Below are 25242 nucleotides of genomic sequence, written 5' to 3' on the forward strand. Positions count from 1 at the left end.
TCAGGTCTCCTCGTCATGGCCTGCGGTGACACCGCTGATGAATTGATAGGACAGAAGGTCGCGAATGTCGTGCGGGTCGCGAACAAGGTGATCGAGTTTTGCGCGCAATCCTTTGCGCGCGGTCGCGGCGGCGCGTTCGGCGGCGATGCCGTCGTCCTCCGTGACAAAGCGAAACCGCAGCCGCGCGCCGGGCTGTGCCTGCGCCACGCGCGGCAGGTCGCAGGGCAGCACAGAGCCGATGCGCGGATAGCCGCCCGTGGTCTGGCATTCGGCCATCAGCACGAAGGGCGCGCCGTCGCCGGTGATCTGGATATCGCCCGGCACGATCACCTCGGACAGGACCGAGAGCCCGGCCGCACTGGCAAAGCCCTCGCCGTCGGGATCGAAGCGCACGCCCATCCGGTTGCCGCGCGCGGCACGGGTGAACGGCGTGGCCTCGAAGCGGGCGCGTTCCTCGTCGGGGAAAAAACCAGTCTGAAAGCCGGGCACGACACGCACTGCGCCACCCTCGAACCGATCATCCGTTGGCAGGCAGAGGCCGGTCTCGCCCCCGGTTCGGTCCTCGCCCAAAGGCAGTTCGTCGCCCGCCGCGATCAGCGCGCCAAGCCCCGCCGCAAGATGCGCCGAGCGCGCGCCGAGACGCTCGGGCGTGGCGATGCCACCGCCCAGATGCAGGTAGCCATAGACACCGCGCGTCGCCGCCCCGATGCTGAGGCGGCTGCCCGCGTGCAGCAGATGCGAGGCGTTCCAGGCCAGCGGCGCGCCATCCACGCTTGCCCGCATCGGTGCGCCGGTGAGGGCGATGCGGGTGTCATGGCCGACCTCGAACGTGCCGCCCATGCCCGCCATTTCCAGCGCCGCCAGCCCTTCGGACTGATGCAGGAGCGCCGCGCCCTCAGCCATCGCAAGCCTGTCCGCCGCGCCGCCGCGCGACAGGCCATAGGCGAGGTATCCGGGGCGCCCCAGATCCTGCACGCTGACGCCGGGACCTGCGTCATGCACGATCAGGCGGCTCATCGGATCACCTCGGACCGGGCACCGCCATCGGGGCCATCCTCGCGCAGGCGCTCATAGGTCTCGCGGTCGGTCGCCTCAAAGATCACCTCGTCGCCCGGGCGCAGGACAAAGGGCGTGTCCGAATCAGGGCGAAACAGGCGAAAGGCGGTCTGCCCGATATGCCGCCAGCCGGTGGGCGTGGTGACCGAAAAGAGCACCAACTGCCGGATCGCCACGGTCAGCGCGCCAATGGGCACCCGGTCGGTCAGCGCGGTCTGGCGCGGGATGTCCCACGCCTCGGGCAACTCGCCCAGATAGGGCTGGCCGGGGGCGAAGCCGATGGTCTGCACGCGGACGCGGCTGCTGGCGATTTGCCGAGCCGCCGCCTCTTCGGTCAGCCCCGCCGCCTCTGCCGCCTCGGCCAGTTGCGGGGCCAGATCGGTGCCGTAGATTGTCGGAATGCGCCAAAGCCTGCGCCCTTCGGGCAGGTCGGCCCCATACCAGTCGCAGCTGTCGAGCAGCGTCTGCAGATCTCCGCGCAGATCCTCTGCCTCGATCCGCAGCGCATCAAACCGCAGGAAGGTCGAGACAAGAGAGGTGGCGCTTTCCTCGACGCCCTTTGGCGTGGCCCGCTCCACCGCCGCGCGAAAGGCGAGGGCGGCACGGTTGGCAGGCTCGCTCAACGTCTCGCCGAAGGAGACGACCAGACCATCCAGCCCCACCCGCCCGATACGGGGAAAGGGCGCATCGGCGCGCATGTCTTGATCCGTCTCGCTCACGGGGCGGTTCCTCGGCTTTGTGCGTGACTACCGGTCTATTGGACGGCGTCGGGCAGGAAAAGGGCGATCTGCGGGAAGGCGATGAGCAACCCGGCCATGACCAGCATGGTCGCGGCATAGGGCGCGGCCCCCAGCATTACCTCGGACATCCGCCCGCCCTGACGCGCGCCCTGCACCACATAGAGGTTGAGGCCCACCGGCGGGGTGATCAGCGCCATCTCGATCAGCACGATCATCAGAATGCCGAACCAGATCGGATCATAGCCCTGCGCCACCACCAGCGGCACCACGATTGGAATGGTCACCACCATCAGCGACAGCGTCTCGATGAAGAAGCCGAGCACGATATAGATGCCGACCACGACCATGATCGTGCCGAGCGGCGACAGGCCGAGACCACCGAGGAGCGTTTCAAGTTCACGGCCAAGCCCGGCAGAGGCCAGCGTGAAATTGAGGAACGACGCGCCGATCACCACCAGCATGATCATCGCGGTGATCTTGACGGTGCCAAGCAGGCTCTGGCGCAGGACGTCGAAATTCACGGTGCCAAAGAGCGCGGCGATCACGAAGGCCCCGAAGACGCCCACCGAGGCGGCCTCGGTCGGGGTCGCCCAACCCTTGTAGATCGAGCCGATGATGACGGTGAAGAGCAGGATGATCGGGATCAGTTGCAGCAGGGCGCGCAACATCTGCACCAGCGGAAACACCCGCCGCTCGCCGCCCAGATCGGGGCGGATCATGCAGATGATGACGGTGACGACCATGAAGGCGAGCGCGAGGCCGATGCCGGGCACGAGGCCCGCAAGGAACAGCTTGGGGATCGAGCTTTGGGTGAGAAAACCGTAGACGATCAGGTTGATCGAAGGCGGGATCATGATGCCGAGCGTGCCGCCCGCCGCGATCGCGCCCGAAAAGAGTTTGGGGTCGTAGCCCAGCTTTTCCGCCTGCGGCATGGCGACGGTGGCGACCGTGGCGGCGGTGGCCACGGAACTGCCCGACGTGGCCGAAAACATCGTCGCAGTCGCGACATTGGCGTGAACAAGACCACCGGGCAGCCAACTGACCCACCGATCAAGCGCGGCATAGGTGCGGGTGGCGATGCCGGACCGCACGAGGATTTCGCCCAGAAGGACGAAAAACGGGATCGCGATGAGCGTGGGGTTATTCGAGGTGGACCAGACCAGGTTGCCAAGGCCCCGGATCAGGGGAAAGGGGCTGAAGAAGAGATCGAGCCCGAAGCCCAGAAGAAAGAGCACGATACCGACGGGGATCGAGAGGCCCAGCAGAAACAGCAGGCCGAAGGTTGCATAGGCGATCATTCCGTGGCCTCCGCTTCGCCAAGCGCGCCGATGGCCTGATCGGCCGCATCAAAGTCGCGCCGCAGTACCAGAACAGCCGCCGCCGTGAGCGTCAGCCAGGACACCAGCGCGAACCACACCCAACCCGCGAACCACGGAATCTGCACCAGTGCCAGCGGGGTTTCCAGCGGCGTGTTGGCGCGGGACGCGTTATTGAGCGAACGCTCCACCACCGGCCAGGACCACCACGCCACGAGCGTCACCGTGCCCGCCAGCGTGGCGAGCGCAAAGAGATCGAAGAGCGACCGCGTCACCGCCCCGCCGCGCGAACGGATGAGGTCGATCCGCACATGGCCCAGTTCCATCAGCGCATAACCCATGCCCCAGGATGTGGCGATGGCCATGACATAGCCGCTGATCTCATCGGTGCCGCCGAACGAGGCCTCGACCTGCCGCAGCAGGATATCGCTGAGCACGAAGGCGGCACAGGCCAGCAGGAAAAGGCCGACGGCCATCGCCACCCCCCTGTTGATCCTGCGCACCCCGTCGAGCAGCGCCACGGCAGTCGAGGCCCCTCGCGTCATGCTCAGTTCACCCCGTCGATGGTGACGCCGACGGTGGCGCCTACGGTTTCGTTCCAGCGCTTGGCCCAGTCGTCACCCGCGCGTTCGGCCCAGTCGGGCAGCACGGTATTGACCAGAACTTCGCGGGCGCGTTCGAAATCGGCCTCCGAGACCTCGACCAGCGTCATGTCGCGCGCGTCGCCCGAGGGACATTCGCCATTGCCGGTCAGGCAGGCGATATCGTTGACCAGCGCGTCCTGCGCGGTGGCCCAGGCGGGGTCTTCGAACTCGGTCTTGATCTGTGTCTCAATGAGCGATTGCGTGCCCTCGTCGAGGCTGTTCCAGCGGTCGAGATTCATCGCCGTCACGACGCTGTCCCAGCCGCCAAGCGGGATCGGCAGCAGGTGGGTGGAGACCTCCCACCAGCCCGCCGAATAGCCCGAACCGGCCCCGGTGACGGCGCAATCCACCACGCCATTTTGCAGCGCGCCGGGCACTTCGCCAAAGCTCACGTTGATGCCCTCGGCGCCCAAGGCCTCCAGAAACTGCGCGGTCATGCGGCCCGAGGCGCGCACCTTGAGCCCTTCGAGATCAGAGAGTTCCGTGACCGGCGCGTTGCAGAACACCACCTGCGGCGGATAGGGCGCGATGGCCAGAACATGGCTGTTGAACCGGTCGTTGAAGATATCCTGCACCATCGGGCGCGCCGCATCGACCATCGCGCGGGCCTCATCGGCTGTCAGCGCCACGAGCGGCACGTCGAGGCCTTCGAGTTCCGGCGCGTCGGCCACGGCGTAATCGGCCACGGTCATGCCCACGTCATAGACCCCGTCACCGAGCAGGCGGTAGACGTCGCCAACCCCGAGATTCATCTGATTATGGGTGGTGAGCGAGACGTTGATTTCGCCGTCCGAGGCGGCGGGCAAAGTCTCGGTCCAGAACGGGGCCTCGTATTGCTTGTGCAACGGCAGGCTCGACCAGCTGCCCACTACAGAGAGATCCTGTGCAAAGGCGGGTGCGGCGAGCGCGGTGGTTGTGGCGAGAAGGGCGGTGAGGGTTTTCATGGTTATCTCCTTGTTGGTTTCTTGGTTATTCTGCCGGTGTCAGAACCGGGGTTTCGCAGTCCTCGGGGATATCTGTGATCAGCATATGCCCGGGTTTGTGGGTGATACAGAGCGGCGGGGCTGCGGCCTCGATCGCAACCTGCGGGGTGACGCCACAGGCCCAGAAAACAGGCACCTGCCCCTCGGCCAGCGGCATCGGATCGCCCCAGTCGGGGCGGGTGATGTCGTTGATTCCTATCTCGTCGGGCGCGCCGTGATGGATCGGTGCGCCGTGCGCCAGCGGGTAGCGGCGCGAAATCCGTTCGGTCTCGGTCAGGCGCGAGGGATCGACCGCGCGCATGCTGACGACCATGCGCGAGCGGAACGCGCCTGCGGAAGCGCAGTCGATATTGGTGCGAAACATCGGCACGGTGGTGTCGTTCTCGACATGCCAGAGCGGGATGCCCGCCTGCATCAGTGCATGCTCGAAGGTGAACGAACAGCCAAGCGCGAAGGCCACCATGTCATCCGTCCACAGTTCGCGGATATCGGTGGCGGATCCCTCAAGCCGTCCGTGGCGGTAGATGTTGTAGGCAGGCACATCGCTGCGAATGTCGATGTCGCGGCCAAGGGTGTGCATCATCGGATCGCCGGTATCCGAGGCCCCCACCAGCGGGCAGGGTTTCGGATTGCGCTGGCAAAACCGCATGAAGTCGAGCGCCTGCGCCTCGGGGAGGATCACGATATTGGCCTGAAGATGGCCGCGCCCCAGCCCGGCGGTATGGCCCGCGTAGCGCCCGGCGCGAATCTCGGCGCGCAGGTTGGGCAGGTCGGCATGTCTCAGGCGGTCGAATTCGGTGGTCACGGGTGGCCTCTCGATTGGTTGACCCCAGCGTGACCGGGACGCAATATAAAATCAAATCGAATAAATTTGTCACATGGTATAGAAATTACTTATCACCCAGTTTGCCGCGATACTCCTGCGCCACCTCCCGCGCGGCGCGCGCCGCGAATTCGACCACGTGACTACGCGGCTCGGCCACCCATGACGCGGTAAAGCGCAGCGGCGGCGGCACCCAGCCGGGATCGAACTGCCGGATACGCCCCGCCGCCATGTATTCCGCCCCGAGAGCGCGCGGCAGGGCGGCGATGCCCAGATCGGCCTCGACCAGCCGGAAACAGGCCGAGAGCGACGAGGACGGAAAGATCGACACGTCGGGCCCCACATGCTCGAACAGCAACTCGCGCAATTCGCGGTAAGGCCGGGTGTTACGCGAATAGGTCAGCACCGGGCGGTTGAGATAGGTGGCTGGGTCCTCCTCAATCGCGGCCTCAGCCGCGACATACCACGCCAGATCGAACCCCGGCAGGTCGATATTGTCGACCGTATACTCCGAGATCGGCCCAAGCAGGATCGCAAGGTCGATCTCGCGCCCGAGCAGACGTTCGCGCAGGTCGAGCGAGATATCGACGTTGAATTCGATCTGCAGCTTGGGAAACTTGCGGTGCAGCCGGGCGATGAGATCGGGCAGCCAGCATTGCGCGATGGTCTCGGAGACGCCGATGCGCAGATGCCGTTCCAGGCCCTTGGGGTCGATCACATCCTTTTCGATCATCTCCTGCAACCGCTCGAACTTCTCGGCGTAAAGCAGCAGCCGCTCGCCGCGCCTGGTCAGCGTCATGCCGCCCGCGTCCCGGTCAAAGAGCGTGCCTTGCAGCGTGTCCTCTAGATTGCGGATGCGGGCGGTGATGGCCGGTTGGGTGAGGTTCAGGCTCACGGCTGCCTTGCGCACGCCGCCGGTGCGGACGACCGCGAGAAAGGTGCGCAGATGGGCGAGGTTGAGTTGAGCCATACCCGAGCCTAGCGCAACACCGTGCGCAGGGCCATCGCCGACTCAGGCGCGGCTGTGCAACTCGTAGCCCGGCGGGGCAAGGGCGGTGACGGTGGTGATCGGGTCAGCCCCGTTCCACGTGCTGCGCGCGATGCCAAAGAGGGCGTCACCTTCCTCGGCCTGCAACAGAGCAGCCTCATCGGCACTGGCCTTCATCGCGAAAAACCGCAGGTCACAGCGGCTGTAAGGCCGGTTTTGCAGCAGCCATTCATTGGCGTTCTCGCGACTGAGATCGACATCGAGGATCTCGGGCACGGTCTCGACGCAGATCCAGCGATCCTCGAAAAGATAGGGACGCTGATTGGCAAGATGCAGGGCGCGGACATGCAGCATCCGGGCGGGTGCATGCAGTTCGAGGGCGGCGGCAACGGCGCGCGGGGCATCGGCCTCCTCGCGCGAGACAAGCTGATAGCCATAGCGTGCGCCGGTTGCCTCCACCTCCAGCCGGGCGACGGGGATGTGAAAGGTCGCGCGGGTGGCGGGCAGGCGCAGCACATGCGTGCCGCCCTTGCGCTTGCGCTCGATCAGACCCTCGTCGGCGAGCGCGCGCATGGCACGCTGCACCGTGGCGCGGGCACAGCCGAGATCGAGCGCGATATCCTCGTCGCGTGGCACGCGGGTGCCGGGCGGGTAGGTCGCGTCGAGGATACGCCCCTGTATGGTGTCATAGACATCCCGCCAGGTCAGCCGCTCCGCTATCGTCATGTTTCGTCCCGCAATTGCGCCATGGTGGCCCTGAACCGCCTGCATATCGCGTCGCGGTCGCGATGGCGACCGTGCTGCACCACATGGCGGCCCGCGCTCCAGACATCGGTGATGCAGTGCGCGCCGTGGCCGCCAAAGATCAGCGTATCGAGCGCCACGTCGCCCGCGCGGTCGCAGAGCCATTCATTGTCGCTGGAGACCCCCACCAGATCGGCGAGGTATCCGGGGGCGAGCACGCCGCATTTCCGCCCCGCCGCCTGCGCGCCCCCGGCGAGCGTTGCGTCGATCAGGCGGCGGCCGGTGGAGTGCGCCTGTGTCGCCAGAACCGCGCGGCCATGGCCGCGCACGCGTTGCGAATATTCCAGCGTCTTCAGCTCTTCGAAATACGCGATGTGGATATTGGAATCCGACCCCGCCCCGATGCGGCCCTCTGCGCCGAGATAGGTGGCCCCGTTGAAAATCCCGTCGCCCAGGCTCGATTCGGTGATCGGGCAGAGACCGGCAACGGCACCGGTCGCGGCAAGGCGGGTGGTCTCGTCGCCGGTCATCTGCGTGCAATGGATCAGGCACCAGCGCGGATCGACCGCGTGGGTGTCAAGCAGCCACTCCACCGGGCGCGCGCCAAGATGCGCCTCGACCTCCGCCACCTCCGCCTGCTGTTCGGCCAGATGCATGTGAACGGGGCCCTCGGGGCAGAGCGCAAGCGCCGCCTCCAACCCCGCCGCATCCACCGCGCGCAGCGAATGCGGCGCGGTGCCGATCCGGTCGTCGGCGTGGCCGTGAGCCGCCAGCCCCCGCGCGGCCCCGGCATGCAGGCGCGTGAACCGCTCCGGGTCGTTGCCGAACCGCAATTGCCCCCCCGCAAGCGGGCGCGCGTCGCAGCCGCCCCATTGATAGAGCACCGGCAAGAGCGTGAGGCCGATGCCCGCCAGCTGCGCGGCGGCCACGATGCGCGTGCTGAGTTCGGCGATATCGTCATAGACCTGCCCTTGTGCGGCGTGATGCAGGTAGTGAAACTCGGCCACCGCACCATATCCGGCCTCCAGCATCTCCATGAAGACCATCGCCGCGATGGCCTCGATCTGATCGGGGTCAAGCTGGTCGAGAAAGCGGTACATCTGCCGCCGCCACGTCCAGAAACTGTCCGCCGGGTCCGGCCCGCGTGCCTCGGTCAACCCGGCCATGGCGCGCTGAAAGCTGTGGCTGTGCAGGTTCACCGGGGCCGGGATCACCATGTCGAGATGGGTGTCCGCGCGGGTGATCATGGGCCTCAGCGATTCGATCCGGCCCTGCGCGTCGAGGGTGATCTGCACATCGCGGGCCCAGCCTTGGGGGGTAAGTGCCTGACTGGCGGTGATGATTTGCATGCTGCGGCTCCGTTGACATATTATGTGCATACATTTTATTGTTAAGCGCGAATGTAATCAAGGACTGCGCCATGCCTGACCGCCTGCTGCTGACCGATTTGACTGCTGCGACGATGGTGCCCGGCGCGGGGGCCTATGGGTTGATCGAGCAGGCCGCGATTTGCGTGGAGGGGGCGGCGATCCGATGGGTCGGGCCCGCGGGGGACGTGCCGGAAGAGTTCCGCGATGTGTCCGTGCGGTCTCTTGGCGGGCGGCTGGTGACGCCCGCGTTGATCGACTGTCACACCCATATCGTGCATGGCGGCGACCGCGCCCGCGAGTTCGAGATGCGGCTGGAGGGGGCGAGCTATGAGGAGATCGCGCGCGCCGGGGGCGGCATCGTCTCGACGGTGAGTGCCACGCGCGCGTCGGATGAGGAAAGCCTGTTGGCGGGGGCGCTGCCCCGGGTCGATGCGCTGATCGCCGAGGGGGTGGGGTGCATCGAGATCAAATCGGGCTATGGCCTGGATTTGGAAGCAGAATTTCGGATGCTACGCGTGGCGCGGCGGATCGGTGAGATGCGACCCGTGACCGTGGTGACGAGCTTTCTGGGGGCGCATGCGGTGCCCGCCGGAGAGGATGCCGACCGCTATATCGACGAGGTCTGCCTGCCCGCGCTGGAGGCCGCCCATGCCGAGGGGCTGGTCGATGCGGTGGACGGGTTTTGCGAGGGGATCGCCTTTGATACTGCGCAGATCGCGCGGGTGTTCGACCGGGCGGCGGTGCTTGGCCTGCCGGTCAAGCTCCATGCTGAACAGTTGAGCCATATGGGTGGCACGGCGCTGGCGGCGCGATACGGCGCGCTCTCGGCGGATCACGTGGAATACGCGACCGCCGCAGACGCGGCGGTGCTCGCCGAGGCGGGCAGCGTCGCGGTGCTCTTGCCGGGCGCGTTCTATACCCTGCGCGAGACGCAGGCGCCGCCGGTGCAGGCGTTTCGCGACGCGGGCGCGGCGATGGCGGTGGCGACGGACCTCAACCCCGGATCGTCGCCGCTGGGCTCGCTTCTGCTGGCGATGAACATGGCGTGCACGCTCTTTCGCCTGACGCCGGAGGAGGCGCTGGCGGGGACGACGCGCCACGCCGCGCGGGCGCTCGGGCTCAGCGACCGGGGCGAGATCCGCGCCGGGCTGCGCGCCGATCTGGCGGTGTGGGATGTGGAGACGCCTGCCGAACTTTCCTACCGGATCGGCTCCAACCCACTTCATACCCGCATTTTCGGAGGACAGGCATGACCGAAACGCTCATTCCTGGGGCCACCCCATTGGCGCAACTGGAAACGCTGTGGCGCGAGGAGCGCGCCGCGCGGCTGGACCCGTCGGCGCGCGACGGGATCGACCGGGCGGCGGCGTTGGTCGAACGGGCGGCGCAGGGTGACGCGGCGGTTTACGGCGTCAATACCGGCTTCGGCAAGCTCGCCTCGGTCAAGATCGCGGGCAAGGACACCGCGCAATTGCAGCGCAACCTGATCCTGTCGCATTGCTGCGGCGTGGGCGAGGCGCTGGATGCGGCCACCACGCGGCTGATGATGGCGCTGAAGCTGCTGTCGCTGGGGCGCGGAGCGTCGGGCGTGCGGTGGGAAATCTGCGCACTGATCGAGGACATGTTGGCCGCAGGTGTCGTGCCGGTGATCCCGGCGCAGGGATCGGTGGGGGCCTCGGGCGATCTGGCCCCCTTGGCGCATATGGCCGCCGTCATGATCGGTGAGGGCGAGGCGGTATATGAGGGTGAGACGCTGCTGGGCGGCGTGGCCTTACAGCGCGCGGGGCTGATGCCCGTCGTGCTCGGCCCCAAGGAGGGGCTGGCGCTGATCAACGGGACGCAGTTTTCCACCGCCTGCGCATTGGGCGGGCTCTTCGAGACCATGACGCTGGTGCGCGGGGCGGTGGTGACCTCGGCGCTATCGACCGACGCGATCATGGGATCGACCGCGCCGTTGCATCCGATGATCCACGAATTGCGCGGGCACCAAGGACAGATCGACGTGGCCGCCGCGATGGCCGGCCTGATGGAGGGCAGCGTGATCCGCGAAAGCCACCGGGAAGGCGATGCCCGCGTTCAGGACCCCTATTGCATCCGCTGTCAGCCGCAGGTGACGGGTGCGGCGCTCGACCTTATCCGCTGGGCGGCGCGCACGCTGGAGGCGGAGGCCAACGCCGTGACGGACAATCCGCTGGTGCTGGTCGGGGATGGCGCGATCCTGTCGGGCGGGAATTTCCATGCCGAGCCGGTGGGGTTTGCCGCCGATACGCTGGCGATGGCCCTGTCCGAGGTGGGGGCGATTGCGCAGCGGCGGGTGGCGCTGATGGTCGATCCGACGCTGTCCTTTGACCTGCCCCCCTTTCTGACGCCCGATCCGGGGCTGAATTCGGGGCTGATGATCGCCGAGGTGACGACGGCGGCTTTGATGAGCGAAAACAAGCACCTGGCGCATCCCTGCACGATCGACAGCACGCCCACCTCGGCCAATCAGGAGGATCATGTGAGCATGGCGGCGCATGCCGCGTATCGCCTGCGGCGGATGACGCGGAACCTGTCGGTGATCCTCGGGGTCGAGGCGATCTGCGCGGCGCAGGGAATTGAGGCGCGCGCGCCGTTGGAGACCTCGGCACCGCTGCGGGGGGCTGTGGAGCGGCTGCGGGATGTGGTGCCGAGCCTCGGGGCGGATCGCTACATGGCGCCCGAACTGGAGGCGGCCGCCGCGCTGCTGCGCGAGGGCGCGCTGGTGCGGGCGGCGGGGCTGGAGTTGCCGCTATGATCGAGGTGGTAAAGGGGGGCGGGCCGCTGGTGCTGGGGATGCCGCATACGGGGTCGTATGTTCCGCCGGAGATCGAGGCGCGGCTGAACGGGACGGGGCGCGCGCTGGCGGATACCGATTGGCATATCGAGCGGCTCTATGATGGGCTGGTCGGGGAGGTTACGACGGTGCGCACGCTGGTGCATCGCTACGTGATCGACGTGAATCGCGACCCAAGTGGCGAGAGCCTTTATCCGGGGCAGAACACCACCGGGTTGATTCCGTTGACGGATTTCGATGGGGAGCCGATCTGGCGGGACGGGGAAGCGCCTGACGTGGCGGAGGTGGACGCGCGACGGGAGGCGTATCACGCGCCCTATCATGCCGCACTGGCGGCGGAGATGGAGCGGGTGCGCGCGCGGCACGGCTTTGCGATCCTCTATGATTGCCATTCCATACGCTTGCGTATCCCTTACCTGTTTGACGGCGTTCTGCCCGATCTGAACATCGGGACCAATGGCGGCACCACCTGTGCGCCGGGGATCGCGGCGGCGGTGCGGGACGCGTGCGCGGCGAGTGGATACAGCACCGTCACCAATGGCCGCTTCAAGGGCGGCTGGACCACGCGCCATTATGGACGGCCTAATGAGGGGCTGCATGCGATCCAGATGGAGCTGGCCCAGAGCACCTATCTCGCTGCCGAGGCCCCGCCGTGGCGTTATGACACCACCCGCGCCGAGCGCCTGCGCGACACCCTGCGCGCCATCCTTGATACCCTGTCCGCATGGAGACCGTGATGACCGATCCCCGCAAGAACACCCGCGATGTCTATCCCCCCACCGGGCCCGACCTGACCGCCAAGAGCTGGCAGACCGAAGCGCCGCTGCGGATGCTGATGAACAACCTGCACCCGGACGTGGCCGAGAACCCGCATGAACTCGTGGTCTATGGCGGCATCGGGCGGGCGGCGCGGACCTGGGCGGATTTCGACTGCATCGTCGAGAGCCTGAAGGATCTGGAGGCGGATGAGACGCTGGTGGTGCAGTCGGGCAAGCCGATCGCCATCGTGAAGACGCATAGCGATGCCCCCCGCGTGCTGATCGCGAATTCCAACCTCGTGCCGCATTGGGCCACCTGGGACCATTTCAGCGAGTTGGATCGCAAGGGGTTGATGATGTATGGCCAGATGACCGCCGGGTCGTGGATCTATATCGGCTCACAGGGCATCGTGCAGGGGACTTACGAGACCTTTGCCGAGGCCGGGCGGCAGCATTACGGCGGCGATCTGACCGGCAAGTGGATCCTGACCGGCGGGCTTGGCGGCATGGGCGGTGCGCAGCCCTTGGCGGCGGTGATGGCCGGGGCCTGCTGTCTGGCGGTGGAGTGCAACCCCGACAGCATCGAGTTTCGCCTGCGCACGCGGTATGTGGACGAACGCGCCGACAGCCTTGATGAGGCGCTGGCGATGATCGAGCGCTGGACGGCGGCGGGTGAAGCGAAATCGGTGGGCCTTCTGGGCAATGCCGCCGACATCTTCCCCGAGATTTACCGGCGCGGCATCCGGCCAGACATGGTCACCGACCAGACGAGCGCGCATGACCCGGTGAACGGCTATCTGCCGCAGGGCTGGAGCATGGCGGAATGGCGTGAGAAGCGCGAGAGAGATCCCAAGGCGGTGGGGCGCGCGGCGCGGGCGAGCATGAAAACCCATGTCGCGGCGATGGTGGACTTCTGGAACGTGGGCGTGCCGACGCTCGATTATGGAAATAATATCAGGCAGGTGGCGCTGGATGAGGGGCTGGAGACTGCCTTTGCCTTTCCCGGCTTCGTGCCGGCCTATATCCGGCCGTTGTTCTGCAAGGGGATTGGCCCGTTCCGGTGGTGCGCGCTGTCGGGCGACCCGGAGGATATCTACAAGACCGACGCCAAGATGAAAGAGCTGTTCCCCGACAACACCAAGCTGCACACCTGGCTCGACATGGCGCGCGAGCGGATCGCCTTTCAGGGATTGCCCGCGCGGATCTGCTGGATCGGGCTGGGTGACCGGCATCGCGCGGGGCTGGCGTTCAACGAGATGGTGGCGAATGGCGAGTTGAAAGCGCCGGTGGTGATCGGGCGCGATCATCTGGACAGCGGGTCGGTCGCGAGCCCCAACCGCGAAACCGAGGCGATGAAGGACGGCTCGGACGCCGTGAGCGACTGGCCATTGCTCAACGCCTTGGTCAACACCGCCTCGGGGGCGACATGGGTCAGCCTGCATCACGGCGGCGGTGTCGGCATGGGGTTTTCGCAGCACGCGGGCGTGGTGATCTGCGCCGATGGCACGCCGGAGGCCGCGCGTCGGCTGGAGCGGGTGCTGTGGAACGATCCGGCAAGCGGCGTCTGGCGGCATGCGGATGCGGGCTATGACGAGGCGCTGGATTGCGCGCGCGCGCATAGGCTGCGGCTGCCGCGTATTCTGGGGTGAGGCGTCGGCTTGGCCGCGTTTGGCCTGAAGCGGACTTTGCCGTTATGCCCCTGCGCGGAATCAAGGGCGAAGCCCGCCGCGCATCGCCATGCCAGAGGCATGCCTTCGGCATGACGCCGCCCCCCGGCACGGCGATTTGGCTGCAACCTGCTCTGCGCTCAGATGTTTTTCGGATTTGGCTGATATAAAGCGCTACAAAACTGCCGTTGGATCGCCGTACCGCGGCCCGTCGATGCGCGGCTCACGGCAACGCCAGCTTCAGGCCACCCTGTTCTCAGAACGCCTTGAAGGTCAGCGTCGTCTCGGTGCGTTCGATCCCGTCGATATCGAGCAGGTTGTCGTTGATGTATTTGCCGATATCGTCGCTTTCGGGGATATAGAGTTTCATCAGCAGGTCGAAGGGGCCGGAAGTCGAATAAAGCTCGGAGTGGATCTCGCGCAGGGCGATGTTTTCGGCCACGCGATAGGACCGGCCCGGCTTGCAGCGGATATTGATGAAGACGCAGCGCATGGTGGCTCCTTGGCGTTGATTTGGGTCTGGCCGGAGTATTTCCGCAACGCGACCGATTGGCAATGACCTCAGGCGCCGGCCGGTGTCAGAAGGGGCCGCAGCAGCGCCAGAGGATGCGCGCGCAGGCTCAGATGCAAGGCGGCGTAATCCTCGACCATCTCTTCGCCGAGGGTCATTTTCGGCAGATGCGCCGCTGGTTCATGGATCGCCTCGCCATCGAGGTCGCGGGCGAAAAGCGGTAGCGGCTCGGGGCTTTGCAGCGCCTTGGCCTGCCAGAGCGCGTCGCGCCGCGTGAGCCCGAGGGCGGCGAAGGCATCGGCCTCGGCCAGACGCGCCAACAGTGCGGGTGCAAGGCCCGCACGCCGCCAGACGTCTTGCGGTCCGGCATAGCCATTGCCGCGCGCCGCCGCGATCCAGTCGGCCTCGTCCCGGGCCACGCCCTTGATCTGGCGAAACCCGAGGCGCAGCGCCAGTCGCCCCTTTCGGTCCGGCTCCAGCGTGTTGTCCCAGAACGAGGCGTTGATGCAGACCGAGCGCACGGTGACGCCATGCTCGCGCGCATCCCGCACGATCTGGGCGGGGGCGTAGAACCCCATCGGCTGGGCATTCAGCAGCGCGCAGGCAAAGACCGCCGGGTGGTGATGCTTGATCCAGGCGCTGGCATAGACCAGGTGGGCGAAGCTGGCGGCGTGGCTTTCGGGAAAGCCGTAGCTGCCGAAGCCCTCGATCTGGCTGAAACAGCGTTCGGCAAATTCCATGTCATAGCCATTGGCGCGCATGCCGCGCAGGAAGCGATTGCTGAACTCGCTGACATTGCCGTGTTTCTTGAAGGTGGCGAGCGAGCGGCGCAGGCGGTCGGCCTCCTCGGGGGTAAACCCCGCGCCGATGATGGCGATCTGCATCGCCTGTTCCTGAAAGAGCGGCACGCCGAGGGTCTTGCCCAGCACCCGACCGAGTTCGTCCGAGGGAAAGCTGACCGCCTCCTCGCCGTTGCGGCGGCGGATGAAGGGATGCACCATGTCGCCCTGAATCGGCCCGGGGCGGATGATCGCCACCTGAATCACCAGATCGTAAAAGCAGCGCGGGCGCATGCGTGGCAGGAAATTCATCTGCGCGCGGCTTTCGACCTGAAAGACGCCCAGACTATCGGCGCGGCTGAGCATCTCGTAAACGGCGGGGTCTTCGGGCGGCAGGGTGGCGAGCGTGTGCGCCTGCCCGCGATGCTGCGTCAGAAGATCGAACGCCTTGCGGATGCAGGTGAGCATGCCAAGCGCCAGCACATCGACCTTGAGGATGCCAAGCGCGTCGATATCGTCCTTGTCCCAGCAGATCACCGTGCGGTCGGCCATGCTGGCGTTCTCAATCGGCACCAGCTCATCGAGCCGTCCCTCGGTGATGATGAAACCGCCGACATGCTGGCTGAGATGGCGGGGAAAGCCGGTGATCTCGCGCACCAGATCGAGGGTGAGGGCAAGGCGCGGCTCGGTCGGATCGAAGCCCAGTTCGCGCAGGCGGATGTCGCTGATCTGGCCGTCGCCACCATGGCCCCAGATCTGTGTGGTCATCGCGCCGAGGATATCCTCGGAAAGGCCCATGGCGCGGCCCACCTCGCGAATCGCGCGCTTGGTGCGGTAATGGATCACCGTGGCGCAGAGCCCGGCGCGGTGCCGTCCGTAGCGTTCATAGATCCACTGGATCACCTCCTCGCGGCGTTCGTGTTCGAAATCGACGTCGATATCGGGCGGCTCGTCGCGCGCCTCGGAGACGAACCGCTCGAACACCATGGCGCCGATTTCGGGCGAGACAGCGGTGACGCCGAGGCAGTAGCAGACCACCGAATTGGCCGCCGATCCGCGCCCCTGACAGAGGATGCCGCGCGAGCGGGCAAAGGCCACCACGTCGCGCACGGTCAGGAAATAGGGCTCGTAGCGCAGTTTGGCGATGAGGCTCAGTTCATGTTCCATCATCGCGCGCACCCGCTCGGGCGCGCCGCTCGGATAGCGCCAGTCGAGCCCTGCCTCGGCCAGCCGTCGCAATCTCTGGCTGGGGGTCTCGTTCTCGGCGACTTCGCTGGGATATTCGTAGCGCAATTCGTCGAGCGAGAAGGTGAGCCCGGCCGCAAGGCTGTCGGCGCGGTCGACCGCGTCCTCGTGACCGGCGAAGAGGCGACGCATCTCGGCCTCCGAGCGCAGGCGCGCTTCGGCATTGGGCAGGGCGTGGCGGCCGAGCCGGTCCACGGTCACGCCCAGCCGGATGGCGCTGAGGACATCGGCAAGGCGGCGGCGCCCGGCGCGGTGCAGGACCGGGGCTGCGGCGGCAAGGGTGGACAGGCCGAGGCGGGTGGCCTGCCGGGTCTGGTGCGCGAACCGTGCCCGGTCGCGCCCGTCATAGTGCGGGCGCAGCAGCATGTGCATGTGATCGCCAAAGCGCGCCGCCAGTTGCGCGGCCTGCGCTTGCCAGTCTCTTGCCCCACCGGGATGCAGCAGCAGGTGCAGGCCAGCCGCCCCCTCCAGCAGATCCGCGAGGTGCAATTCGCAGCCCCCTTTGGCCGCGCGCCGCCGTCCGAGGGTGAGCAGGCGGCAGAGGCTGGCCCAGCCCTGCCGGTCGCGGGGCAGAGCGGTGAGCGTCAGCCCCTCGTGCAGCACCAGCCGGGCGGCGGGAATGAGACGGGGAGTGACGGCCCAGTGCGGGGTGGTGGGCCAGGGCGCGGGCGGGCCGATCATCCCGTTGCGCGCCTCCTGTCTTTGGCGTTCGCTGACCTGCCGGGCAAGCTCGCGCGCGCGGGCATGGGCGCGCACGATGCCCGCGACGGAGTTTTCATCGGCGATGGCCACGCCCGAGAGGCCGAGCGTGGCGGCGCGGTCGATGTACTCCTCGGGATGGGCGGCCCCGGTGAGGAAGGTGAAATTCGAGAGGGCAGAGAGTTCGGCGAAGGGCATGGGGGTGGTTGCGATTCGGGAAGGGGCAGGTGGCATGTAGTATATTCACGCTTTGTTCTTTTTCGAGTCCTCGTGTGGTTGGGGTGGAGTTGGCCTTAAACTGCCATTCGACTTGTGCCCTTCCGCGCGGAATCAAGGTGCCGCAGGCACTGCCGCGCAGCGCCCGACCGCCCCCTCGGGCGGGCGCTTTTGCAACGTATCAAGCCATTGATAACGCTAGAGTGTTTGGCTGGCATAAAGTGCGGTCCACCGAGGCTGCTGCGCCCACCCGGCGGTCGGGCACCGCGCGGCTCATCTCTGAAACCGCCAAGGTCCGCTCCAGGCCATTCACGACACTCCCCCAAACGAAAACCGCGCGGCCCGTGTCGGGGCCGCGCGGCGGGGTCTCATATCTTGGCGCGACGCCCGATCAGGTCAGATCGAAACGGTCGGCCTCCATCACTTTGGTCCAGGCGGCGACGAAATCCTGCACGAATTTCTCCGCGTTGTCGTCCTGGGCATAGACTTCGGCATAGGCCCGCAGGATCGAGTTGGAGCCGAACACCAGATCGACGCGGGTCGCGGTGTGTTTGGTCTCGCCCGACTTGCGGTCAACGATGGTGTAGGTGCCGTTTTCAGCAGGCTTCCACTTGTAGCTCATGTCGGTGAGCGTGGTGAAGAAATCGGTCGAGAGCGCGCCAACCTTGTCGGTGAACACGCCATGCGACGTGCCGCCATAGTTGGTGCCCATGACCCGCATGCCACCGATCAGCGCGGTCATCTCATGCGCCGTGAGGCCCATCAGTTGCGTGCGGTCGAGCAGCATTTCCTCGGGGCTGACGACATAGTCCTTCTTCGCCCAGTTGCGGAAGCCATCGGCCAGCGGCTCCAGGACGTCGAAGGATGCGGCATCGGTCATCTCGTCCGTGGCGTCGCCACGACCGGGATGGAACGGCACCTCGACATCGAACCCGGCGGCCTTGGCGGCCTGCTCGACACCGACATTCCCGGCCAGCACGATCACGTCGGCGAGGCTCGCGCCGCTGTCCTTGGCGATCGGCTCCAGCACGCCCAGAACACGGGCCAGACGGTCGGGCTCGTTGCCCTCCCAGTCCTTTTGCGGAGCAAGGCGGATGCGCGCACCATTGGCACCGCCGCGCATGTCCGAGCCGCGATAGGTGCGGGCGCTGTCCCATGCGGTGTTGACCATGTCCGACAGGCTCAGCCCGCTCTCGGCGATCTTGGCCTTGACGGCGGCGACGTCGTAGTCGGTCGCGCCTGCCGGGATCGGATCCTGCCAGATCAGATCTTCCTGCGGCACTTCCGGCCCGATGTAACGCGCCTTGGGGCCCATGTCGCGATGCGTGAGCTTGAACCACGCCTTGGCGAAGGCTTCATCGAGCAGTTCGGGATTCTTGTAGAACTTCTCGGAAATCTCGCGATAGACCGGGTCCATCTTCATGGCCATGTCGGCATCCGTCATGATCGGGTTGTAGCGGATCGAGGGGTCCTCGACATCGACCGGGCGGTCTTCTTCCTTGATGTCGACCGGCTCCCACTGCCATGCGCCTGCGGGGCTTTTCTTGAGCTCCCACTCGTGGTTCAGCAGCATGTGGAAATAGCCGTTGTCCCACTGCGTCGGCTGCGTGGTCCACGCGCCTTCGATGCCGGAGGTCACGGCGTCACGGCCCACGCCGCGCTTGGTGTGGTTGTTCCAGCCAAGGCCCTGCTCTTCGACATCCGCCGCCTCGGGCTCTGCCCCGAGCAGCGCGGCGTCGCCATTGCCGTGACATTTGCCGACGGTGTGGCCGCCTGCGGTGAGTGCGACGGTTTCCTCGTCGTTCATCGCCATGCGGGCAAAGGTTTCGCGGACCTGCTGAGCGGTCTTGAGCGGGTCGGGCTGACCGTTGACGCCTTCGGGATTGACGTAGATGAGACCCATCTGCACGGCGGCCAGCGGGTTTTCCATCGTGTCGGGCTTGCCCACATCGCCGTAGCGGTTATCGGACGGCGCGAGCCATTCCTTCTCGGCGCCCCAGTAGGTGTCTTTCTCGGGGTGCCAGATATCGGCGCGGCCAAAGGCGAAGCCGTAGGTCTTGAGGCCCATCGATTCGTAGGCCACGGTGCCCGCGAGGATCATCAGGTCGGCCCAGCTCAGGCGGTTGCCGTATTTCTTCTTGACCGGCCACAGCAGGCGGCGGGCCTTGTCGAGATTGGTGTTGTCGGGCCAGCTGTTGAGCGGGGCAAAACGGTGGTTGCCGGTGCCGCCACCACCACGCCCGTCGGCAAGGCGGTAGGTGCCCGCCGCGTGCCAGGACATGCGGATCATCAGGCCACCATAGTGACCCCAATCGGCGGGCCACCAATCCTGGCTGTCGGTCATCAGCGCGGTGACATCGGCCTTGACCGCATCGAAGTCGAGTTTCTTGACCTCTTCGGCATAGTCGAAGTCCGGCCCCATCGGGTTGGTCTTGCTGTCATGCTGATGCAGGATGTCGAGATTGAGCGCATTGGGCCACCAGCTGGTGACGCTCGTGCCGCTCTCGGTCAGCCCGCCATGCATGACGGGGCATTTGCCCATATCGTTGCCGTCCATCTTGTCCTCCAATTCAGGTTGGGTCTGCTGTATTCGCTGCTGCGGTGCAGGCGTATGCCACGTCATATCCGCAGGATGTAGAATCGTTCTAACAAATCCGCGACATTAGGGGAAGTTGCGTTTGCTGATTAAAGCGATAGGTTTTTGTTATTGATATGTCACAGCCGATTCAGCAAGTCGCGCGTTGGCCAGGCATCGACCGGCAGGCCTAGCTTGTCCTGCATCTCGCGCACCGCAGCACGTGTATTGGCCCCCAGAATACCGTCCACCCCGCCGACATCATAGCCGCGCGCCTTGAGCTTGCGTTGCAGCGCCTTCATCTCTTCGCCCGAGAGCCCCAGCGCGGGGTTGCCGGCGTCAAAGACCGGCGCGCCCTCCAGCCGGTTGGCGAAATAGGCGGCGGTCAGCACGTAGGTAAAACTTTGATTCCATTCGAAATAGACGCGAAAATTGGGATAAGCGAGAAAGGCCGGCCCGCCCTTGCCCTGCGGCAGGATCACGCTGGCGGGCAGGTCTGCGATCTCGCCATGACGGGGGCGCACGCCGATAGCAGCCCAGTCGGTGCCGTCCTTCGTCACCTCCAGCCCCGATTGCGCCCAGTCGAAGCCCTGCGGCAGCGTCACCTCCTGCAACCACGGCTCATCCGCGCGCCAGCCCAGCCCGGCCAGCATCGACGCCCCTGACAAGAGCGCATCGGGGGCCGAGGATTTCAGCCGCACATGTCCGTCGGCGTCGCCATCGGTGCCATGCTCGAGAATGTCCTCCGGCAGCATTTGCACCATGCCGATTTCCCCGGCCCAGGCGCCGGTGGTGCGGGCGGGGTCGAAATCGCCCCGCGAGAAAAGCTCAATCGCGGCGAAGATCTGGGGGCGGAAAATCTCGGGGCGGCGGCAGTCATGCGCCAATGTGACGAGCGCGTCGCGGGTGTTGAAATCGCCCTGCACCGCGCCGTAATCGGTCTCGAAGGCCCAGAAGGCCAAGAGCACGCCCCGGCTGATGCCATAATCACGCTCGATCCGGTCAAAGGTGCTGTCATGACGCTCGGCCATCTGCCGCCCGCGGTTGAGGCGGTTGGCGCTGATCAGGCGGCGGGCGAACTCGGTGAAGGGCAGTTGGAACACGCCCTGCCGCCGGTCGGCGCGCAGCACGGCGGGGTCTTGCCGGACACCGGCAAAGAACCGCTGCACCGTCGCCGCATTATACCCGCGCGCTTGTGCCTCGGCGCGCAAATCCGCGACGAAGGCGTTGAAATTGCCGCCGCAGGCTGCTGCTGCCCCGCCCGCTGTCAACGCCCAGAACGCCGCCGCCGTCATCATCCGCCGCATGTCACACCTCACAGTTTTCAAACGCGGCGATGAAACAGGATCACCTGCGCGACCGCAACCGCGAAAACCGGCTATCCGCTCAACAAGTCTTGCAGCGCAAAGGCCATGACCCGGGCCGATTGCAGCATGTCCTCGACGCCCACGTATTCATCCGGCTTATGCGCCAGATCGAGGATACCGGGGCCGTAGGCGATGCAGTTTTTCAGCCGCCCGATGCGGTCGATATGTTTCTGGTCATAAGTGCCGGGGCTGACCACGTAATCAGCCGCGTGGCCGAACACCTCCGCCACCGCCCGCGCCACGGCTGCGACCACCGGCGCGTCACGTTCCGTCATGGTGGGCAGGACGCGGTGCAATTCGCGGATCGTGTAGTCAAAGCCGGGCCGCCCATCGCGCACGGCCTCGAGCACGGCGCGCACTTCCGCCTCGACCGCGCCGATATCCTCTTCGATCAGGAACCGCCGGTCGATCACCATGCGGCAGCGGTCGGGCACGCATGGGCTTGGCAGGCCGGTGTAATCCTCGTCCTGTTCCGGCTCGCCGCCATGGATGGAGTTGATGTTGAGCGTCGATTGCCGCGCGCCCTCGGGCACCACCGGCATCTCGGTGCGCCGCGCGGCGAGCGCGGGGAAAAGCTGCGCCTCCATCGCCTCGATCACCGCCCCCATGTGGCGGATCGCGCAATCGCCGAGGAAGGGCATGGAGCCATGGGCGATCTCGCCATGGGTCTCGATCTCGGCCCACCAGACGCCGCGATGGCCCAGACAGATGCGATCCTTGCCCAGGGGTTCGGGGATGATGACATGATCGACGCGCTCGGGGCTGAAATAGCCGCGCTCAGCCAGGTAGGCCACACCGCCAAAGCCGCCCGATTCCTCATCCGCCGTGCCGCTGATTTCAATCGCTCCGGCATAGTCCGGGCAGGTGGCGATAAAGGCCTCTGTGGCGACGATGCTGGCGGCGAGCCCGCCCTTCATGTCGCAGGAGCCGCGCCCGTAGATCTTGCCGTCGCGCAATTCACCGCCAAAGGGGTCCATGGTCCAGCCATGGCCCACCTCGACCACGTCGATATGGCTGTTGAAATGCACGCAAGCGCCGGGGCGGGTGCCCTTGCGCCGCGCGACGATATTCCAGCGCGGATGCCGGTCGCTGTCCCCGGGTGCGCCATGGGCGCGGATCATTTCGGTTGCGAACCCTGCACTCGTTAGCCGTCGGTCGAGATAGTCGCAGATTTCGCGATAGTTCACGCCCGGCGGATTCAGCGTCGGGATGCGGATCAGGTCCTGCGTCAGCGCCACCAGATCCGCCTCACGCGCCGCGATCTCTTGGGTCAGCCGGTCCTTGAGCGTCATCGTCTCACCCCCGTCCGGCAGCTAGAGCAGCGTATGGAATGACCATGACAGGCAGTTTCTTTATGGCAAAAATACTCATGTTCCAGCGCCCTCAATCCAGCCCCGGCGCGCGCCGCAACAGCGCCTCGGCCTGCCGCACCATGGCCTCGATGATCTCGACCACCGGCGGGCGGTCGTGGATCAGGCCTGTCGCCTCGCCAACGAATGTATTGGCGCGGGCCGGGTCGCCCTCGGTCCAGCCAGTCGCCCAATCGGCCTGTGCGCGGTGGTCGGCGCGCAAGGCATCCGGATCATCGTGCCAGCGGTCCGTGATCGGGTTGCGCAGCACCCGTGCGGTGTAGCGGTCGGGCCAGCGCAACCCCCGCGCGGCGTCCATCACGGTGGAACGGAGGGTCTGATCCCCGCTGGCGGCAATCGCGGCGTCGGTCATCGCCTCGCTCACCTGTGCCTCTTCCGAGGCCCAGAGCCGCGAGCCGATGAGCACGCCATCGGCTCCCAGCATGAGGGCGGCCGCCAACCCGCGCCCGTCGGCGATGCCGCCCGCCGCGAGCAGCAGCACCTCGGGCGCGTGGCCCGCCAGCCAGTCGGCCACCTCGGGCACCAGCGTGATCGTGCCGCGCCGCTCGCCATGGCCGCCGGCCTCGGACCCTTGCGCGACGATCACCCGCGCGCCGCAGTCCGCCGCGTGCTGCGCGTCGCGCAGGGTCTGCACCTGTGCCATGAGCGGCACGCCCGCCTCTGCAATGCGGGGCGCGAAGGGGGCCGGGTCGCCGAAGGACAGGCACAATGCCGCCGGGTTACGCGCGAGAACCTGATCGAGCACATCGGGGTTCTCGGCCATCTTCCAGGTGATGAAACCGCAGCCGACGCGCGCATTCCCGGCCTCGGCAAAGGCCCCGTCCAGCCACTCGGCATTGCCGTAGCCGCCGCCGATCAGGCCCAGCCCACCAGCATGGCTGACGGCCGCCGCGAGCCGCCCATGGGCGGCAAAGGCCATGGGCGCCGAGACAATCGGATGGGTCAGGTCAAAGGCATCGGTAAGACGGGTGCGCATGGGCGCAGTATGCGCGCGGGGCCACGCTCAGGACAAGAGGTCAGCGACGATCCCCGGCAATTCGGCGAAATCGTCGAAGGCGCGGTCATGGGTGATGTCCGCGACCGGGCCCTTGCGGTAGCCTTGGGTATAGAGGGCAAAGGGCAGGCCTGCGCGCGCCGCCGTTTCGGCGTCGACCTCGCTATCGCCGACATAGACCACGTCGCGCGCGCCAAGCCCCGCCACCGCCGCGTGCAGCGGGGCCGGGTCGGGTTTGCGCACGGTCAGGCTGTCGCCGCCGATCACCACCGGAAAATGCGCGTCGAGCCCGAGATGCGCGAGCACCGCGCGGGCAGGCATGACGGGCTTGTTGGTGCAAAGGCCGAGCGCGTAGGGGGTGGCGGTGAGCGTCGTCAGCGCGTCAGCGACACCGGGATAGACTTGCGTCAGCGTGACCGCCGTCTCGTAGAGATCGATGAATTCCGCGATCAGCTGTGCGCGCAGGGCCGCATCCCCGGCCCGGTCGCGGGCGCGCAGGCAGCAGGTGATGAAATGCGGCACGCCGCTGCCGATGAAGCTGCGGGTCTCTGCCGGTGTGAAAGGCGCAAAGCCGTGCCGCTCCATCAGGGTGTTGGCAGCGGCGTGAATGTCGGGCGCGCTGTCGATCAGCGTGCCGTCGAGGTCGAAAATGACCGCGCGGGTCAGGCCCCGGTTCATGCCATCGCGCCGGTCGCCGCCTCTGCCGCGTGGCGGATGCTGCGGATGTTCTCACCGTAAACGCCGGGGTTGTCGACGCTGCCGCCCTTGAACACCGCAGAGCCTGCGACCAGCACATCGGCCCCGGCGGCGGCCATCAGGGGGGCTGTCTCGGGCGTGATGCCGCCGTCGATCTCGATATGGATGGGGCGGTCGCCGATCATCGCGCGCAGGCGTTTGACCTTGTCGATCTGGCTGTGGATGAATTTCTGCCCGCCGAAGCCGGGGTTCACGGTCATAACACAGACTAGGTCGATCATGTCGAGCAGGTTCTCCACCCCGTCGAGACCGGTGCCCGGATTGAGCGCCAGCCCCGCCTTGCAACCAGCGCCACGAATGGCCTGCAATGTGCGGTGGGTATGCGGCCCCGCTTCCATATGCGCGGTCAGCACGTCGGCCCCGGCCTGCGCGAAGGCGTCGATATAGGGGTCGACCGGTGCGATCATCAGATGCACGTCCATCACCGTCTTGATATGCGGGCGGATGGCGGCGCAGAGCGGCGGGCCGAAGGTGAGGTTGGGCACAAAATGCCCGTCCATCACGTCGACATGCACCCAGTCGCAGCCCTGATCCTCGATGGCCCGGATCTCGGCCCCGAAATTGGCGAAATCCGCCGAGAGGATCGACGGTGCGATCTTGATGGAACGGGTGAAGGTCATGGCGTGGCTCCTCTCAGGGCTGGATGAGGGGGAAATGCGCGCTCGGGCAGGGAAGGTCAAGAGCGGCCCGGTTGCCGTGTCGTTTTATCGGTCACCCTCCGGCTTGACCGGAGGGTGTCTCGAGCCCTCCGGAGATCCCTGGGTCAAGCCCGAGGAAGACGGAGCATGCGATTGATCCCTCTCGCCTTTCATGCCACCGTCGCCGG

Annotated in this window: 21 protein-coding genes; 4 read left to right on the forward strand and 17 right to left on the reverse strand. The window is 66.5% G+C overall.

The window, feature by feature from the left end:
• The 9 genes from BMX04_RS07795 to BMX04_RS07835 form a co-directional block, all read right to left on the reverse strand.
• A complete protein-coding gene (locus BMX04_RS07795) occupies positions 1-1017 on the reverse strand; it encodes a 5-oxoprolinase subunit C family protein (protein WP_074785711.1) in 1017 nt (338 codons plus the stop codon).
• A complete protein-coding gene (locus tag BMX04_RS07800; protein WP_074785712.1) occupies positions 1014-1754 on the reverse strand; it encodes a 5-oxoprolinase subunit B family protein in 741 nt (246 codons plus the stop codon). Before BMX04_RS07800 ends, BMX04_RS07795 begins: the two co-directional genes overlap by 4 nt.
• 56 nt (positions 1755-1810) lie before the next feature.
• Positions 1811-3094 (reverse strand): TRAP transporter large permease, encoded by a 1284-nt coding sequence (locus BMX04_RS07805; protein WP_074785713.1) that lies wholly within the window; start codon positions 3092-3094, stop codon positions 1811-1813.
• Positions 3091-3657, reverse strand: a complete 567-nt coding sequence (locus BMX04_RS07810) for a TRAP transporter small permease subunit (RefSeq protein ID WP_074785714.1) — start codon at positions 3655-3657, stop codon at positions 3091-3093. Before BMX04_RS07810 ends, BMX04_RS07805 begins: the two co-directional genes overlap by 4 nt.
• 2 nt (positions 3658-3659) lie before the next feature.
• Positions 3660-4700: a TRAP transporter substrate-binding protein gene (locus tag BMX04_RS07815; protein WP_074785715.1), complete on the reverse strand. Its 1041-nt coding sequence runs from the start codon at positions 4698-4700 to the stop codon at positions 3660-3662.
• 25 nt (positions 4701-4725) lie between these two features.
• Positions 4726-5544 carry a putative hydro-lyase gene (locus BMX04_RS07820; RefSeq protein ID WP_074785716.1) on the reverse strand — a complete coding sequence of 273 codons (819 nt, stop codon included), beginning with the start codon at positions 5542-5544 and terminating at the stop codon, positions 4726-4728.
• A gap of 85 nt (positions 5545-5629) precedes the next feature.
• Complete coding sequence (locus BMX04_RS07825) at positions 5630-6532, reverse strand: LysR family transcriptional regulator (RefSeq protein ID WP_074785717.1); 903 nt, start codon at positions 6530-6532, stop codon at positions 5630-5632.
• Positions 6533-6574: 42 nt separating this feature from the next.
• On the reverse strand, positions 6575-7276 hold the full coding sequence (locus tag BMX04_RS07830; protein ID WP_074785718.1) for a GntR family transcriptional regulator: 702 nt from the start codon (positions 7274-7276) through the stop codon (positions 6575-6577).
• Positions 7273-8643: a formimidoylglutamate deiminase gene (locus BMX04_RS07835; RefSeq protein WP_074785719.1), complete on the reverse strand. Its 1371-nt coding sequence runs from the start codon at positions 8641-8643 to the stop codon at positions 7273-7275. The genes BMX04_RS07830 and BMX04_RS07835 overlap by 4 nt, the downstream gene beginning before the upstream one ends.
• Before the next feature lie 113 nt (positions 8644-8756).
• On the opposite strand from BMX04_RS07835, the gene hutI reads away from it, so the two are divergent.
• Genes hutI through hutU form a run of 4 tightly spaced genes read left to right on the forward strand, consistent with a single transcriptional unit; the run spans position 8757 to position 13886 of the window.
• Positions 8757-9917 carry an imidazolonepropionase gene (gene hutI / locus BMX04_RS07840; RefSeq protein ID WP_244888506.1) on the forward strand — a complete coding sequence of 387 codons (1161 nt, stop codon included), beginning with the start codon at positions 8757-8759 and terminating at the stop codon, positions 9915-9917.
• A complete protein-coding gene (gene hutH, locus BMX04_RS07845) occupies positions 9914-11440 on the forward strand; it encodes a histidine ammonia-lyase (protein WP_074785721.1) in 1527 nt (508 codons plus the stop codon). The genes hutI and hutH overlap by 4 nt, the downstream gene beginning before the upstream one ends.
• Complete coding sequence (hutG, locus tag BMX04_RS07850; protein WP_074785722.1) at positions 11437-12216, forward strand: N-formylglutamate deformylase; 780 nt, start codon at positions 11437-11439, stop codon at positions 12214-12216. Before hutH ends, hutG begins: the two co-directional genes overlap by 4 nt.
• Positions 12216-13886 carry a urocanate hydratase gene (gene hutU / locus BMX04_RS07855; protein WP_074785723.1) on the forward strand — a complete coding sequence of 557 codons (1671 nt, stop codon included), beginning with the start codon at positions 12216-12218 and terminating at the stop codon, positions 13884-13886. The genes hutG and hutU overlap by 1 nt, the downstream gene beginning before the upstream one ends.
• Positions 13887-14160: 274 nt before the next feature.
• Here the strand turns inward: hutU and BMX04_RS07860 are convergent, their stop codons facing one another.
• The 8 genes from BMX04_RS07860 to rpe form a co-directional block, all read right to left on the reverse strand.
• Positions 14161-14397 (reverse strand): Lrp/AsnC ligand binding domain-containing protein, encoded by a 237-nt coding sequence (locus BMX04_RS07860; RefSeq protein ID WP_074785724.1) that lies wholly within the window; start codon positions 14395-14397, stop codon positions 14161-14163.
• Positions 14398-14465: 68 nt separating this feature from the next.
• Positions 14466-17336 (reverse strand): error-prone DNA polymerase, encoded by a 2871-nt coding sequence (locus BMX04_RS07865; protein ID WP_074785725.1) that lies wholly within the window; start codon positions 17334-17336, stop codon positions 14466-14468.
• A gap of 409 nt (positions 17337-17745) precedes the next feature.
• The gene (gene katG / locus BMX04_RS07870; protein ID WP_074785726.1) at positions 17746-19911 is read right to left on the reverse strand and encodes a catalase/peroxidase HPI; all 2166 of its coding nucleotides are present in this window, start codon (positions 19909-19911) and stop codon (positions 17746-17748) included.
• A 158-nt stretch (positions 19912-20069) separates the two neighbouring features.
• Entirely contained in the window at positions 20070-21236 is a 1167-nt protein-coding gene (locus tag BMX04_RS07875; RefSeq protein ID WP_074785727.1) for a lytic murein transglycosylase, read from the reverse strand.
• A gap of 71 nt (positions 21237-21307) precedes the next feature.
• Positions 21308-22588: an acetylornithine deacetylase/succinyl-diaminopimelate desuccinylase family protein gene (locus BMX04_RS07880; protein WP_074785728.1), complete on the reverse strand. Its 1281-nt coding sequence runs from the start codon at positions 22586-22588 to the stop codon at positions 21308-21310.
• 91 nt (positions 22589-22679) lie between these two features.
• A complete protein-coding gene (locus BMX04_RS07885) occupies positions 22680-23642 on the reverse strand; it encodes an NAD(P)H-dependent flavin oxidoreductase (protein WP_074785729.1) in 963 nt (320 codons plus the stop codon).
• 27 nt (positions 23643-23669) lie between these two features.
• Positions 23670-24338 (reverse strand): phosphoglycolate phosphatase, encoded by a 669-nt coding sequence (gene gph, locus BMX04_RS07890; RefSeq protein WP_244888502.1) that lies wholly within the window; start codon positions 24336-24338, stop codon positions 23670-23672.
• The gene (rpe, locus tag BMX04_RS07895) at positions 24335-25036 is read right to left on the reverse strand and encodes a ribulose-phosphate 3-epimerase (protein WP_074785730.1); all 702 of its coding nucleotides are present in this window, start codon (positions 25034-25036) and stop codon (positions 24335-24337) included. Before rpe ends, gph begins: the two co-directional genes overlap by 4 nt.
• Positions 25037-25242 lie beyond the last annotated feature (206 nt).

Origin of the sequence: Roseovarius tolerans (assembly GCF_900109855.1) — a bacterium.
GTDB lineage: Bacteria > Pseudomonadota > Alphaproteobacteria > Rhodobacterales > Rhodobacteraceae > Roseovarius > Roseovarius tolerans.